Source organism: Streptomyces sp. NPDC055099, assembly GCF_053607685.1.
Window position 1 is genome coordinate 291,118 of record NZ_JBSGUA010000002.1, and the last position, 13,984, is coordinate 305,101.

Sequence of the window (13,984 nt, forward strand, 5' to 3'; positions counted from 1 at the left end):
AGCACGACACGACGTCACTTCAGCAGCCGCAGTACCGCCTCCTCGATGGCCCCCTGCGTCGCGGGGTGGCCGAACTCCGCGCCGTCGCCCAGTTGCTCCAGCGCGTCGGCGATCGTGCGGCCTTCGTCGAAGAGTTCGATGACGCGCGGGTTGATGTACGAGGCGCGGCACACCGCGGGCGTGTTGCCCAGGTACGCGCTGACCTCGCGGACGGCACGGGTGACGGCGCTCTTGCGTGCGGTACGGGACTCGTCGGCGACGCGGGCGGACACCGCGAGGGCGACCGCGGCGAGGACGGTCGCGTGCCAGGTGCGGAAGTCCTTCGCGGTGATGTCCTTGCCCGCGCGGTCGCGCAGGTAGTCGTTGAGTTCGGGGGCGTTCAGCTCGTGCCAGGCCCCGCCCTGCCAGTAGGCGAACAGCCGTTGGCCCCCGCCGCTGCGGCGCAGCAGGGCGCGCAGCACCTTGCAGGCGGGCGGATCGACGAGCGCGCGCGTCTGTGTCTTGGAGTACTTCGCCGGATACGTGAGGCAGACCTCACCGCCCCGGCATGAGGCGTGCTCCTTGAGCAGGGTGGTCAGTCCGTACGTGCCGTTGTCGCGCCGATAGGACTCGTTGCCGACGCGGAAGAAGCCGAGGTCCAGCAGGCGGACGGAGCAGGCGAGGACACGTTCGCGGCACAGACCGCGCCGGCCGAGGTCCTCCGTCACGTGCGCGCGCACCTCGGGAAGCGCGCGGGCGACCTCCAGCACGTGGTCGTGCTTCGCCGTCTCCTGCCGCTCCCGGAACCGCGGGTGGTACAGGTACTGGCGTCTGCCCGCGGCATCGGTGCCGACGGCCTGCAGGTGCCCGTTGGGCCAGGGGCAGATCCAGACGTCCTGCCAGGCCGGCGGGATCACGAGCCGCCGCAGGCGCTCCTTCTCCTCGGGGTCGGTGACGGGGCGTCCCGAAGCGTCCTTGTAGCGGAACCCACGTCCCGAACGGACGCGGGAGATCCCCGGCCCGTCGACCTGGCTCGTCCTCAGCCGCCGCTTCTCGCGCATGACCCAGGAGTGCCCTCAAAACGCGGCGTCAGACCCTGGATTAAAGCGTTTGGCGCAGTGCGCCGTCCGACACCGTGCACTCACGGCCGGGGATTGTCCCTGCGCCACGGGGGCCGGGCCCCGGCCCCCGCGCGCCCGGCGACGGAAGCGCATCGCGGGCACAGTCGCTGGACCCGGTCGGCCGCGCCGCCGGACTCGGGAATGGCGTCGGACCAGGGCACGTGCGGGAAACGCGTGAGCCGCGACCGGCTGAGGGAGAGCCCGCAGACGGTCTCGTTGCGGCCCTGCTGCCAGGCGTGCGCCTCTCCGGCGGGGAGGCGTCTGCGCCCCTCCTCCTCGTCCAGCCACTGCCCGGAGGCCGCCACCGCGTACTGCGTCCGCCTGCCCATGGTCACCGGTCCCTGTTCACAGCAGCAGGACCAGCGCGTAGACGAGGAAGAACGCCGCGACCAGCACGACGAGGCCGATGATCAGGGCCAGTGGGCCCTTCGACCAGCCCTTGGAGGGATTGTGCGTCTCTTCGGGCCCTGCTCCCGACATGCTGCTCTCGGCGGGCGGGGTCTCCCCCGGCGGCACGCTTCCGCCGGGTTCCAGGCCTGTGGCCTTGCTGGGGTCGGGATTCGGGTCCGGGAAGCGGGGGTCCGGGTCCGGGTCCGACTGGTGGGGTGAAGTCATGTGATCCAAGTTCCCACGCCGTTCCGGCCCTCACCTCTCCACGGCCGCCGATCTGGGACCCCCGCACGATGGTTGCCCGGCGTTCTCGAGGAGACCCGGAAGCGTGCATGACCGAACCTGGACGCAGGGCGCCCGGTGATCCGTCCGACGACCCGAGCCGGCGCGCCCACGGTCCGTCCACCGGCCGGGACCCGGCACACGAGGAGGTTGCATGACCGAGCGCACCGCCGCCACCAGCAGAGCGGCCGTCGTCACCGGTGCCGACTCCGGCATCGGCCGGGCCACGGCCGTCCGTCTCGCCGAGGCCGGGATGGACGTCGGGATCACCTGGCACAGCGATCAGGAAGGCGCCGAGAGGACGGCCGACGAGGTACGCGGGCACGGTCGGCGCGCGGCTGTCGCCCAGATGGACCTGTCCCGGCTGCCGGATGCCGCGCACGTGGTCGACGAGCTCGCGGAGCGGCTCGGCCGGATCGACGTCCTGGTCAACAACGCCGGCACCGGCACCCGCACGCCCTTCCTGGACCTGCGGCACGAGGACGTCGTACGTGTCCTCGACGTCGACCTCGTCGGCCCGTTCCTGTGCGGCCAGATCGCCGCACGCCGCATGATCCGGCAGGGCGATGCTGGCCGGATCGTCAACGTGACCTCGGTGCACGAGCACCAGCCCCGCGTGGGCGCGGCCCCCTACTGCGCCGCCAAGGGCGGGCTCGGGCTGCTGACCCAGGTGATGGCCCTGGAACTCGCGGAGCACGGCATCACCGTCAACTCCGTCGCCCCCGGCGAGATCGCCACCCCGATGACCGGGCAGGAGGACACGGACGTGCACGACGTGGACCGCCCCGGCATCCCGCTCGGCCGACCCGGTGACGCCCGGGAGATCGCCGCCGTCATCGCGTTCCTGGCGGGGCCCGACTCCTCGTACGTGACCGGCGCGTCCTGGGTCGCCGACGGCGGCATGGTGCGGATGGGCCCCCAGGCCGGTTCGCACCTGCGCAGCGATGAGTGGCGGCGGCCCTGAGATGCCGGCAGAGGGCAAAGCGGGCGGCCGGATAGAAATCGGCGGACCGGGTATCGGATGTGCCTGGATCGGAGATCGTCGGAGACTGCCGAGCTGCGCGATCAGTGCAGCAGCCGGTGTCCGGAAACGGAGCAGCAGGTGACGCGGAACGCTGAAGACGCCACCCCAGGCCCCCTCACCGACGACCGGCAGAAGCCGGTCACCGTGCCGTCGTCGGCGGGAGAGCCCATCGGGGTGAGAACACACCACGACTCCCCCGCCGAGGAACTGCCCCCTGACCTCAATCAGGCCATCCTCGAGGCGGCCAAGCAGGTCGGCGCCGTGCTCAAGAGGGGCGGTCACGACTTCGCCCTCGCCGGCAGCGTCGCCGTACACGCGCACGGCGGGACCGGGAACCTCCAGCACGACGCCGACTTCTGCATCAAGCCGGAGGACGCCGACGCGGTCGCGGCGACCCTGACCGACGCCGGCCTCACGGTGTACGCGCCGCCGGAGGACTGGCTGCTCAAGGCCAAGTGCCTGGGGCAGGACATCGACCTCATCTTCGAGCTGGCCCACCAGCCGGTGACCGCCGAGCTCCTGGGACGGGCCTCGGAGCTGCCGGTGGACTCCGTGCAGATGCCGGTCCTCGCGCCGACGGACCTGGTGCGGGCCCTGCTCGCCGCCTTCTCCGAGCATCACTGCGACTTCGGCGCCGTCCTGCCGATCGCGCGGCAACTGCGCGAAAAGATCGACTGGGAGGAAGTCCGCCGTGACTGCGGGGACGCTCCGATGCCGGCGGCCTTCCTGTACCTGCTGGAGCGCCTTCAGGTCATCGCACCGCAAGGTCAGTCACCGGACGGAATCGCACCGCAAGGAGGAGACCGATGAACGACCAGGCACACGCCGACTATCGCATCGCCCACCTCAAGGAGCGGCTCGCCGCCGAGGAGCTGGGCGAACTGGGCATCCGCATCGAGACCCGCGGACCGTCCGTGATGGTCGCCGGAACCGTGCCCACGACGCACTGCCGCGACGAACTGCGGCGCACCGTGCACGAGGAGCTGGACGGCCTGACGGTCCACTTCGACATCGTGGTGGCCGAATCATCGGCCCCCGACCACCCCGAGGAGCTCGCATGATCCGCGTCGCAGCCGTGGGGGACATCCATATGGGCCTCGACAGCCAGGGCGTCCTCCGGCCCGCCTTCGAGACCCTCCCCGACTGTGCGGACCTGCTGCTCCTCGCGGGGGACCTCACCCGTCACGGCACGCCGGAGGAGGCTCGTGTGGTGGCCCGGGAGGTCACCGGTCTGCCGGTGCCGGTCGTCGCGGTGCTCGGCAACCACGACCATCACGACGAGCGGCCCGACGAGGTCACCGCCATCCTGCGCGATGCGGGCGTCCAGGTGCTCGAGGGGCAGGGCACGGTCGTCGAGGTGGACGGCAAACGTGTGGGGGTGGCGGGCACCAAGGGCTTCGGCGGCGGCTTCATCGGCCGCAGCGGCAGCGAGTTCGGTGAACCGCTGATGAAGGAGTTCATCCGCTACACCCGCCGCTGTGCCGACGGACTGCGGACCTCGTTGCACGAACTGGCGGAGCAGGACTGCGATGCCCGGGTCGCGCTCATGCACTTCGCGCCGGTGGCGGACACCCTGGCGGGTGAACCCCTGGAGATCTTCCCGTTCCTTGGCAGTTACCTCCTGGCCGAGGCGGTCGACGAGGCGGGCGCGGATCTGGCCGTCCACGGCCACGCGCATGCGGGCACCGAGCACGGCATGACCAGTGGCGGCGTACCGGTACGCAATGTCGCGCAGCCGGTCATCCGCAAGGCGTTCAACGTGTACCACCTGCCGGGGCACGGAAGTTCGGCACAGACCGCGGCCGCCGCGGCTTCGTCCGAGCGGTCCGGCTGAGCGCACCCTCCAGGACGACGACTGAGGCCCGGACCACGTGGTCCGGGCCTCAGTCTTGTGCTTTTCAGCCTTGGCTTGGGCGGGGTCAGACCTCGCCTCGCCAGGCGCCGGTCTCGACGCCGCCGCGCTGCTCGATGAACTGCTTGAACCGGCCCAGGTCACCGGCGACCTGCCGCTTGACGAAGCCGAGCTTGTCGCCGACCGTCTCGGCCAGGCCTTCGGGGGCGTAGTCCATCTGCAGCATGACCTTGGTGCGTGTGTCGTCCAGGCGGTGAAAGGTGACGACGCCGGCCTGCTTGGCCTGTCCCTTCACCGTGGTCCACGCCACGCGCTCGTCCGGGATCTGCTCGGTGATCGTGGCGTCGAACTCCCGCTCCACACCGTCGATCTTCGTCACCCAGTGGGTGAGTTCGTCGGTGCGCTGCTCGATCCGCTCCACGCCTTCCATGAACTGGGGGAACGTCTCGAACTGGGTCCACTGGTTGTAGGCCGTGCGGACCGGCACATTGACCGCGATGGACTCTTCGACTCGCGACACAGATGACACCTTTCCTCGTTGCTCGCCCGGCCCCTTGTGCGCTGGGGCCGGGCGATGCGGCACTTTCTCCCCACCCGGGTGCCCGAGACGCCCGCCGTCACACCCGTCTCTCTCAGCGCCTTCCCCGGCGTCGCGCGCCGAGCGCCATCGCCCCGCCCGCGGCGCCCGCCGCCGCGACGGCCGCGAGCGCCGGATGCCGGGAAGCCCACAGTTGCGGGTCGCGTCGGCGGGAACCCTGGTCGAACGATCCATGCGCCCCGTGGTCGGTGTCGTCGTCCACCGGGTTCCACAGGTTGTACCCGCGGTCCGGGCCCTCGGCCTCGTCGGTCTGCTGGGAGTCGAAACCGGTGCGGGCGAGGTAGCGGTCGAGCAGCCCCGGCGCGAACTTGTTGGCGACGAGGGTCGCCGCCGTACTGGCCCCCACGAAGTACTGCTTGCGCCCGGGGTGGTCGGCGGCCTGCACGACGGCGTCCGCGGCGACTTCGGGCTGGTAGATCGGCGGCACCGGCTGCGGTCGGCGGGGCAGCCGGGAGAGCACCCAGGAGAACTGGGGGGTGTTGACGGCGGGCATCTGGACCACGGTGATCCGAACGCCGCTGCCCTGGTGCATGAGTTCGGTGCGTACGGATGAAGTGAACCCGTTGATGGCGTGCTTGGCCCCGCAGTAGGCGGACTGCAGGGGGATGGACCGTGCGCCGAGCGCCGATCCGACCTGCACGATGGTGCCGGTGTCACGGGGCGTCATATGGGCCAGCGCGGCCCGGGTGCCGTTGACGAAACCCAGGTAGGTCACCTGCGTGACGCGTTCGTACTCCTCCGCCGTGATGTCGGTGAAGGGCGCGAAGACCGAGGTGAACCCGGCGTTGACCCAGACGTCGATGCGGCCGAAGGCCGCCACGGCCGCTTCGGCGGCCGCCTCGACCGCCCGGTGGTCGGCGACGTCCGTGGGCACGACGAGCGCGCGCCCGCCCGCTTCCTCCACCTCGCGGGCCGCCGCGTCGAGTCCGGCCCGGCCCCGGGCGATCAGGACGACGTCGTCGCCGCGCGCCCCGAACGCGCGGGCGGTGGCCCGGCCGATCCCCGCGCTCGCTCCGGTGATGACAACGGTCTTGGTCATGTCGGCTTACCTTCCGATCCGGGTGCTGTGGCCAGGCGGATGGAGGATTCGAGCATCAGGGCGTGCACGAAGGCCTGCGGCACGTTGCCGCGGAGCTGTCGCTGGCTGATGTCGTACTCCTCCGTGAAGAGGCCGGGCGGCCCGCAGGCGGCCCGGTTGCGTTCGAACCAGCGCAGGGCCTCCGCCTGGTGTCCCTGCTGGTGTTCGGCGAGCGCCATGACGTAGCCGCACAGCAGGAAGGCGCCCTCGGCTTCTTCGAGGGGCCGTTCGTCGTGGCGGAAGCGGTAGGCGTAGTAGTCGCGGGTCAGGTGCGCGCGGTAGGCGTCGAGGGTGCGCACCGTTCTCGGGTCGGCGGCGGGCAGCGCTCCGCGGATCGGCGGGATGAGCAGCGCCCCGTCGAGTCCTGGGTCGTCGGTGGCGCGCTGCCAGCGTCCGGTGGGATGGGTGCTGGTCGCGGATGTCTCGGCGAGCAGGGTGTCGGCGAGCGAGGCCCACCGGGCGGCGCGGGCCGGTGCCGCGTACGGGGCCATGGAGCGCAGCCCCGCGGCGCAGATGAGGCGGCTGTGGGTCCAGACGCGGTCGTGCAGCTCCCAGATTCCCGCGTCCGGTTCACGGCGGCGCCGGGCGATGGTGTCGGCCGCGAGGTCCGCCGCGCTTCGGCCGTCGCCGTCGAGCCGGCCCGCCCTGGCCGCGGCGGCGAACAGCAGCAGCGCCTCGCCGAACGCGTCGAGCTGGAACTGCTGATTGACCCAGTTGCCGGTCAGGTCCTGGCCTCCCGGATAGCCGGGGAGCTCCAGGCACTTCTGGTCCGGGACGGGGTCGCCGGTGACGGTGTAGGCGGGCGCCATGCGGGGTCCGTCGGCGAGCAGGCGCGCAGAGACGTACCGTACGGCGTCATCGGTCAGGCCATGGTGACCGGCGACGGCGGCGGCCTGCCCCGCGTAGCACTGGTCGCGGATCCACACGTACCGGTAGTCGTAGTTGCGTCCCGCCCCGGCCCGCTCGGGGAGGCTGGTCGTGGCCGCCCCGACCATGCCGCCCGTCGAGCTGGTGAGGCCGCGCAGCACGACGAGGGAGTGCCGGGCGTCCTCGGGTGCCAGCGAGGCGGGCAGCGTGGGCACCGCACGCTTCCAGGCGTCCTCCGTGGCGTTCCACGCCCGGTCCGCGTCGACGAGGGGGCCGAGTTCCGTGTCGGAGAGTTCGAGGACCAGGTCGTGGTGGCCTCCGGGCGGCAGCACGAGGTCGGCTGCCAGACCCGTCGTGCGCAGACCGGCGCGCACCGGGCGGGCCGCGCCGCCGCCCGTCCAGCGCCAGCGCAGTCCGCCGCCGTGTCCGGTCCATACGCCCGACTCCGCGCGGTGCACGTGCCGGGGCGGGCTTTCCCCGAAGTCGGCGTGTGGTTCGAGGCGTACGGTGACGCGCGCCTCGCCCTCGACGGCGGTGATTCTGCGCAGCAGGACGGCGCATCTTCTGTCGCCGGGGAAGGCGAGCGCCTCACGGCATTCGATGACGCCGGTGGAGGTCACCCAGTGGCTGCGCCAGATCAGGGTGCCGTCCTCGTAGTAGCCGCCCCAGACGAAGCGCTCGCGTGGGGCGACGGTGTAGTGGCCCGCGCCGCCGATGAGGGCGGAGAACACTGCTCCGGAGTCCCAGCGCGGTGCGCACATCCAGACGATGTCGCCCTCGGGACCGACCAGCGCGCCGCGTTCACCGTCGGCGAGCAGCGCGTACTCACGCAGTACGTGCGGCGGGGGCAGGTCGTCGTGCGGCTGGTGCGGGCGGGTCATGCGCCTCCCTCGGCATCGGCGTCCGCTGCGCGTCAGGTCACTTGTCCCGCGGCCCCTGCTCGCCGTGGGGATCGGACTCCTTGCGGCGGCCGGGCAGCATTTCCTGCACCTTGGCCTTGAACCCCTGGCGCACCACGGCGGTCCGGTCGCTGTCGCCCTTGAGGATCGACAGGGCCGCCGCCTCGATCTGGTCGAGGGTGGCGTGCGGAGGGATCGGGGGGACGGCGGGGTCGGTCCGGAAGTCGATGACGAACGGCCGGTCGGCACCCAGGGCCCGGTGCCACGCCGCCTCCACGTCGCCCGGCTTCTCCACGCGTACGCCGTCGAGGCCGATCGTGCGGGCGAAGTCGGCGTACGGGACGTCGGGCAGCGCCTGCGAGGGCAGGAACTGCGGAGCGCCCGACATGGCGCGCATCTCCCAGGTGACCTGGTTGAGGTCCTGGTTGTTCAGGACGGCGACGATCAGCCGCGGGTCCTGCCACTCCTGCCAGTACTTGGCGACGGTGATGAGTTCGGCCAGGCCGTTCATCTGCATCGCGCCGTCCCCGACGATGGCGATCGCGGGCCGGTCGGGATGGGCGAACTTGGCGCCGATGACGTACGGCACGCCGGGGCCCATCGTGGCGAGCGTGCCGGACAGCGAGCCGCGCATCTCGCGGCGCAGGCGCAGGTGGCGCGCGTACCAGTTCGCGGCCGAGCCGGAGTCGGCGGCGAGCATCACGTCGCTGGGCAGCAGGGCGTCCAGGGCGTGCACGACGTACTCGGGGTTGACCGGGTCGGCCTCTACCGCGGCGCGCCGCTGCATGACCTCCCACCACCGGGCGGTGTCCTTCTCGATCTTCTTGCGCCAGGCGCCGTGCTTCTTGCGCTTCAGGCGCGGGATGAGGGCTTCGAGGGTCGCGCGCGCGTCCCCGACGAGGTTGACCTCGAACGGATACCGCAGACCGATCATGAACGGGTCGATGTCGATCTGCACCGCGCGGGCCTGGTCGAACTCCGGCAGGAACTGGCTGTACGGGAAGCTGGAGCCGATCACCAGGAGGGTGTCGCAGTCCTGCATCATCTCGTACGAGGGCCGCGTGCCCAGCAGGCCGATGGAGCCGGTCACGTACGGCAGATCGTCGGGGAAGGCGTCCTTGCCCAGCAGTGCCTTGGCCACTCCGGCGCCCAGCAGGTCCGCGAGCCGCTCGACCTCGGCGCGGGCGCCGCGGGCGCCCTGGCCGACCAGGATGGCGACCTTCTCCCCGGCGTTGAGCACCTCGGCGGCCCGCTCCACGTCCTCTGCTGCCGGGGCCGGGGCGTAGCTGCTCAGCCCGAGGCTGGAGGGGACCATCTTGAACGCGTGCGTCGGGGGCGTGTACTCCAGCTCCTGGACGTCCGCCGGGATGATCACCGCGGTGACCGTCCGTTTGGCGTATGCCGTGCGCATGGCCCGGTCGATCACGTTGGGCAGCTGCTCGGGGACCGTCACCATCTCGCAGAAGTCGGACGCCACGTCCTTGTAGAGGCTGAGCAGATCCACCTCCTGCTGGTAGGAGCCGCCCATCGCGCTGCGGTTGGTCTGCCCCACGATGGCGACCACGGGTACGTGATCCAGCTTCGCGTCGTACAGGCCGTTCAGCAGGTGGATGGCTCCGGGGCCCGAGGTGGCGGCACAGACGCCGACCTTTCCGGAGAACTTGGCGTACCCCACCGCTTGGAACGCGGCCATCTCCTCGTGCCGGGCCTGCACGAACTTCGGGTTGTTGTCCGCGCGGCCCCACGCGGCGAGGAGGCCGTTGATCCCGTCGCCGGCGTAGGAGAAGACGTGGTCGACGTCCCACTCGCGCAGGCGCTGCAGAACGTGGTCGGAGACCTTGGTCGCCATGGCGTTGATTCCTTTCGGAGATACGGGAGGGTGAGGACCGGGACGAACCGGACGCAAGAGCCCGGTACCCGAAGTCATCGGGTTCACGTGTCGGATTTCGGGCCACTGCCCCGATCGGCCCTGTCAAAGGCCACGAGTGGCAGCGGCCGGGTCCCGGCATTCGACTGCGAAAGGGGATCGAAAGATGCCCTGCGCACAAATTCAACGGGCCAGGCAGGAATAGAAGCGGAACGACCGGGCATACTCGGCCCTTGCTTGTGAGCCCGCCCATAGGGGCCACATCACACGCTAAGGGCGGTAGTAGATGTCCGGCCGTTCCCGGGGCCGTGGAATTTCGTCGGCCGCACTCATTTCGAAAACTGCTACGTAGCCGGGTAGTACGTCACATCCTTGCGCCGCTTTCCCCTCGCCGCTAACCATGGACGACGTCGCAGGGCCGGAACTCGAACAGCGCGAACACCTCGCCATTCCGAACGCACCGGCCCCGCCCCACGTCCCCCATGGAAAAGGTTCACTCCCGTATGCCCATGCGCACCAGCACCGCCCGAGTCAGCACCGCCCGCATCGCCCGCATCGCCCGCATGCGCTCGTTCTCCGTCACGGGCCTCGCCACCGCCGGAGCCGCGGCCGCGCTGCTCACCGTCGCCCCCTCGCCCGCCCAGGCCGCCGAGCCGCACACCGCCGCGGCCAAGGCGCCCGCCGCCGCCGCGAAGGCGAAGGCCGGCGACAAGTCGTACGCCGACAACCTCGACGGCTGGATCAAGGAGTCCCTGGACATCATGAAGTCCAAGGGCATCCCCGGCTCCTACGAGGGTCTGCACCGCAACATCATGCGCGAGTCCGCCGGTGACCCGAACGCCCAGAACGGCTGGGACGTGAACGCGCAGAACGGCACCCCCTCCAAGGGCCTCCTCCAGGTGATCCAGCCCACCTTCGACGCGTACCACGTCAAGGGCACGCCCCATAACCTGACCGACCCGGTCGCCAACATCACCGCGGCCGCGAACTACGCCGCCGACAAGTACGGCTCGATCGACAACGTCGACTCCGCCTACTGAGCCACGCGCCTCTCGTGACCGCGAAGGGCTTACGGCACTCGTGCCACGCCGACCCATCCGGCCCGGATGGTCAACGACCCCGGCATGACCGCGTCCGGCTTCCACTTCGGCCACGGAACGAAGCCGGGTTCGACCAGTTCAAGACCGTCGAAGAGTGAGACCGTCTGCTCCGGGCTGCGGAGAACATAGGGAATCGCGCCGGAGTTGTTGTACTCCTCCTGCACGCTGCGGTGCAGTTCGTCGTCGGCGTCGGAGTGACTCAGCGAGGCATAACTGCCGGACGGAAGTCCCGCCACCAGGCCGCGCACCAGAGTCAGCACGTCTTCCCAGGGGTCTATATGGCCCAGCACATCATTGATCACAAGGCCGATCGGCTGAGACATGTCGAGTGTTCTCGCCGCGCCCTTGAGAATCGTCTCGGTGTCGCGCATGTCTGCCAGCACATAATCCGTGGCGCCTTCAGGCGTGCTCCGCAGAAGCGTGTCGACGTGCATCAGGACGATCGGGTCGTGGTCCACGTACACCACCCGGCTGTCTCTCGCTATGCGCTGGGCGATCTCGTGGGTGTTGTTGGCCGTGGGCAGTCCGGCGCCCACGTCGAGAAACTGCTTGATGCCCTGCCGCGCCATCCAGGTCACCGAGCGACGCAGCACGTCGCGTGACTCCTGCGCCATCGGGACGATCAGGGGGAACTTCTCCTTGTAGGCGTCACCGGCCCGCTGGTCGGATTCGTAGTGGTCCTTGCCTCCCAGCCAGTAGTTCCACACACGCGCGCTGTGCGGAAGGGAGGTGTCGATCTTGTGGATGTCCGCCGGTTCACTGCTCATCAGGGCGCCTCTCTCAACTGGTCAGGGTGGGAAGCAAGGACAGCGGAACGCAATCTGCTACGCCAACGGCCCGATAGTCAAAGTGAGTTGGTGCCCGGCGCGGCGAAGTCGCCGTACCGACTGCCTCCTGGCGCCCTCGCCGTGGGTGTGCTGAGGTGCAGACAGTCCCGGACTTCTCACCCCGGCCCCGGAGAGCGACTTTGCGCAGTCTGACCTTCGTCATCGGCACCGGCCGCAGCGGCTCCACCGCGCTGTCACGCATCCTCAACGCCCACCCCGACGTACTGAGCCTCAACGAATACATGGCCTCCGTCGGTGACGCGGCCTTCCCCGAAGACCAGGTCTCGGGCGCTCAGTTCTGGGAGGCCCTCTTCCGGCCCACCCCCTACTTCGCGAACATGCTCCGCAGCGGCGTCCTCATGCCCGAGTTCCTCTACACACGCCGTCCCGGGCGTTACACGGCGCACAGCACCGGCATCCCCGCCCTCTCCCTCATGGTGCTGCCGCACCTCACCGACGACCCCGACGGCCTGCTCGACGAGATCCACGCGGCGGTCGTCGACTGGCCCGTGCGACCCGCAGCGCAACACCACGAGGTGCTCTTCGAGTTGCTCGGCGAGCGGTTTGGGCGCAGCGCCGTCGTGGAGCGTTCCGGCTACTCGACGGGCTGGGCGCCAAAACTGCGCGCCGCCTTTCCCTACGCCAAGTTCGTGCACCTCTTCCGGGACGGGCCCGACTGCGCCCTGTCCATGAGCCGCCACCCCGGGTACCGCGTGATCACCTTGATCCGCGAGATCAGAGAACGGACGGGCGTGGAGGACTTCGGCGACCTGACCGAGGAGCAGGTGCGCTCACTGCCGCCCGACCTGGCGCCCCTGCTCGGCGAACAGTTCGACCCCGCCCTCGTACAGGACCGCGACTTCCCCCTGCGCCGGTTCGGCGCCCTGTGGTCCGAACTCGTCATCCAGGGCACACGGTTCCTCGACGGCCTGCCCGCCGGGCAGCGCATGACTCTCGCCTACGAAGATCTCCTGGATGCCCCGCGGGAGGAACTCACCCGTCTCGCCGCGTTCGTCGGGGTCGAGCCCTCCCGCCCGTGGCTGGACGAGGCGTGCACCCAGCTCGACACCAGCCGCCGCGGCTCCGCCGAGAAGCAGCTGACGGCCGCCGAACTCGACGACCTCAAGGAGAGCTGCGCTCCGGGACGCCGGGCACTGGACATGGCCGGTTCCGCATTCTCTGACTAGAGTCAGAGAATGCGGAACCAACAAGTGGAGCAGGTGCGACGCTTCAACCGGACCGTGGCCGAGCGCGTGGGAGTGCTGCACGATCACTATCTCGGCGGCACACGCCCCTACGGGCAGGCCCGGCTGCTCTGGGAGCTCGGCGGCGAGGAGACGGCGCACGACGTCCGCAGCGTGCGGGACCGGCTCGGTCTCGACTCCGGCTATGCGAGCCGGTTGCTGCGCGCCCTTGAGCGCGACGGATTGATCGTGGTCGAGCCCCATCCCCGCGACCGGCGGGTACGCACCGTGCGGCTGACCGAGACCGGACGGGCGGAGCGCGCTGTGCTCGGCGAGCGCAGCGACGCGCTCGCCGCCTCGCTCCTCGCCCCGCTCGACACCCGGCAGCGGGACCGGCTGACCTCGGCCATGGCCGAGGTCGAGCGGCTTCTGACGGCCTCGGTGGTCTCCCTGGAAGTACTCGATCCCGACCACCCGGACGCCACCCACTGCCTGCGGTCCTACGCCGCGGAACTGCAGGAGCTCTTCGACGAGGGCTTCGACCCCGGCACCAGCCTGCTGCCCGACCCGGGCGAACTGCGCGCCCCACGCGGCCTGTTCCTCGTCGCCCGGCTGCACGGCGAACCGGTGGGCTGCGCGGGGCTCAAGCTGCCGCCCGGAGCACCCGCCGAGATCAAGCGACTGTGGGTCGGCCCCCGCACACGCGGCCTCGGCCTGGCTCGGCGGCTCCTGTCCGAACTGGAGGAACGCGCAGCCCGGCACGGCAGCGATCGCGTACGGCTCGACACCAACAAAGCCCTGGAAGCCGCCACCCGCCTCTACCGCACCAGCGGCTACACGGAGGTGCCCGCCTTCAACGACGAGCCCTACGCCCACCACTGGTTCGAGAAACGGCTCACCCCGTGACGGCGGGCGG

General features: G+C 70.5%; 15 protein-coding genes. 7 read left to right on the forward strand and 8 right to left on the reverse strand.

The window, feature by feature from the left end; translation table 11 throughout:
- Positions 1–14 precede the first annotated feature (14 nt).
- The 3 genes from ACWFRU_RS05705 to ACWFRU_RS05715 form a co-directional block, all read right to left on the reverse strand.
- On the reverse strand, positions 15–1,040 hold the full coding sequence (locus ACWFRU_RS05705) for a DNA topoisomerase IB (protein ID WP_453684829.1): 1,026 nt from the start codon (positions 1,038–1,040) through the stop codon (positions 15–17).
- Positions 1,041–1,120: 80 nt separating this feature from the next.
- On the reverse strand, positions 1,121–1,429 hold the full coding sequence (locus ACWFRU_RS05710) for a hypothetical protein (RefSeq protein ID WP_453684830.1): 309 nt from the start codon (positions 1,427–1,429) through the stop codon (positions 1,121–1,123).
- Between the two features lie 16 nt (positions 1,430–1,445).
- On the reverse strand, positions 1,446–1,715 hold the full coding sequence (locus ACWFRU_RS05715) for a DUF6480 family protein (RefSeq protein WP_453684831.1): 270 nt from the start codon (positions 1,713–1,715) through the stop codon (positions 1,446–1,448).
- A gap of 211 nt (positions 1,716–1,926) precedes the next feature.
- Here ACWFRU_RS05715 and ACWFRU_RS05720 point away from each other — a divergent pair, with 211 nt between their 5' ends.
- The 4 genes from ACWFRU_RS05720 (at position 1,927) to ACWFRU_RS05735 (ending at position 4,630) form a co-directional block, all read left to right on the forward strand.
- Positions 1,927–2,736 (forward strand): SDR family oxidoreductase, encoded by an 810-nt coding sequence (locus ACWFRU_RS05720; protein ID WP_453684832.1) that lies wholly within the window; start codon positions 1,927–1,929, stop codon positions 2,734–2,736.
- A 204-nt stretch (positions 2,737–2,940) separates the two neighbouring features.
- On the forward strand, positions 2,941–3,606 hold the full coding sequence (locus tag ACWFRU_RS05725) for a hypothetical protein (protein WP_453685273.1): 666 nt from the start codon (positions 2,941–2,943) through the stop codon (positions 3,604–3,606).
- Entirely contained in the window at positions 3,603–3,857 is a 255-nt protein-coding gene (locus ACWFRU_RS05730) for a hypothetical protein (RefSeq protein ID WP_453684833.1), read from the forward strand. Before ACWFRU_RS05725 ends, ACWFRU_RS05730 begins: the two co-directional genes overlap by 4 nt.
- Positions 3,854–4,630 (forward strand): metallophosphoesterase family protein, encoded by a 777-nt coding sequence (locus ACWFRU_RS05735; RefSeq protein WP_453684834.1) that lies wholly within the window; start codon positions 3,854–3,856, stop codon positions 4,628–4,630. Before ACWFRU_RS05730 ends, ACWFRU_RS05735 begins: the two co-directional genes overlap by 4 nt.
- A gap of 85 nt (positions 4,631–4,715) precedes the next feature.
- Here the strand turns inward: ACWFRU_RS05735 and ACWFRU_RS05740 are convergent, their stop codons facing one another.
- The 4 genes from ACWFRU_RS05740 to ACWFRU_RS05755 form a co-directional block, all read right to left on the reverse strand.
- Positions 4,716–5,168: an SRPBCC family protein gene (locus ACWFRU_RS05740; RefSeq protein WP_453684835.1), complete on the reverse strand. Its 453-nt coding sequence runs from the start codon at positions 5,166–5,168 to the stop codon at positions 4,716–4,718.
- 112 nt (positions 5,169–5,280) lie between these two features.
- Positions 5,281–6,285: an SDR family oxidoreductase gene (locus ACWFRU_RS05745; RefSeq protein WP_453684836.1), complete on the reverse strand. Its 1,005-nt coding sequence runs from the start codon at positions 6,283–6,285 to the stop codon at positions 5,281–5,283.
- Positions 6,282–8,072 carry a glycoside hydrolase family 15 protein gene (locus tag ACWFRU_RS05750; RefSeq protein WP_453684837.1) on the reverse strand — a complete coding sequence of 597 codons (1,791 nt, stop codon included), beginning with the start codon at positions 8,070–8,072 and terminating at the stop codon, positions 6,282–6,284. The genes ACWFRU_RS05745 and ACWFRU_RS05750 overlap by 4 nt, the downstream gene beginning before the upstream one ends.
- A gap of 37 nt (positions 8,073–8,109) precedes the next feature.
- Positions 8,110–9,939, reverse strand: a complete 1,830-nt coding sequence (locus ACWFRU_RS05755) for a thiamine pyrophosphate-requiring protein (protein ID WP_453684838.1) — start codon at positions 9,937–9,939, stop codon at positions 8,110–8,112.
- A 527-nt stretch (positions 9,940–10,466) separates the two neighbouring features.
- Between ACWFRU_RS05755 and ACWFRU_RS05760 the strand changes: the two genes are divergently transcribed.
- Complete coding sequence (locus ACWFRU_RS05760) at positions 10,467–10,997, forward strand: transglycosylase SLT domain-containing protein (RefSeq protein WP_453684839.1); 531 nt, start codon at positions 10,467–10,469, stop codon at positions 10,995–10,997.
- Between the two features lie 29 nt (positions 10,998–11,026).
- On the opposite strand, the gene ACWFRU_RS05765 is transcribed toward ACWFRU_RS05760, so the two are convergent.
- Positions 11,027–11,824, reverse strand: coding sequence for an SAM-dependent methyltransferase (locus ACWFRU_RS05765; RefSeq protein WP_453684840.1), 798 nt, complete (start codon positions 11,822–11,824; stop codon positions 11,027–11,029).
- A 200-nt stretch (positions 11,825–12,024) separates the two neighbouring features.
- Between ACWFRU_RS05765 and ACWFRU_RS05770 the strand changes: the two genes are divergently transcribed.
- Both ACWFRU_RS05770 and ACWFRU_RS05775 read left to right on the forward strand, forming a co-directional pair.
- Positions 12,025–13,071, forward strand: a complete 1,047-nt coding sequence (locus ACWFRU_RS05770) for a sulfotransferase family protein (protein WP_453684841.1) — start codon at positions 12,025–12,027, stop codon at positions 13,069–13,071.
- 9 nt (positions 13,072–13,080) lie between these two features.
- Positions 13,081–13,974, forward strand: coding sequence for a bifunctional helix-turn-helix transcriptional regulator/GNAT family N-acetyltransferase (locus ACWFRU_RS05775; protein ID WP_453684842.1), 894 nt, complete (start codon positions 13,081–13,083; stop codon positions 13,972–13,974).
- Positions 13,975–13,984: the final 10 nt, after the last annotated feature.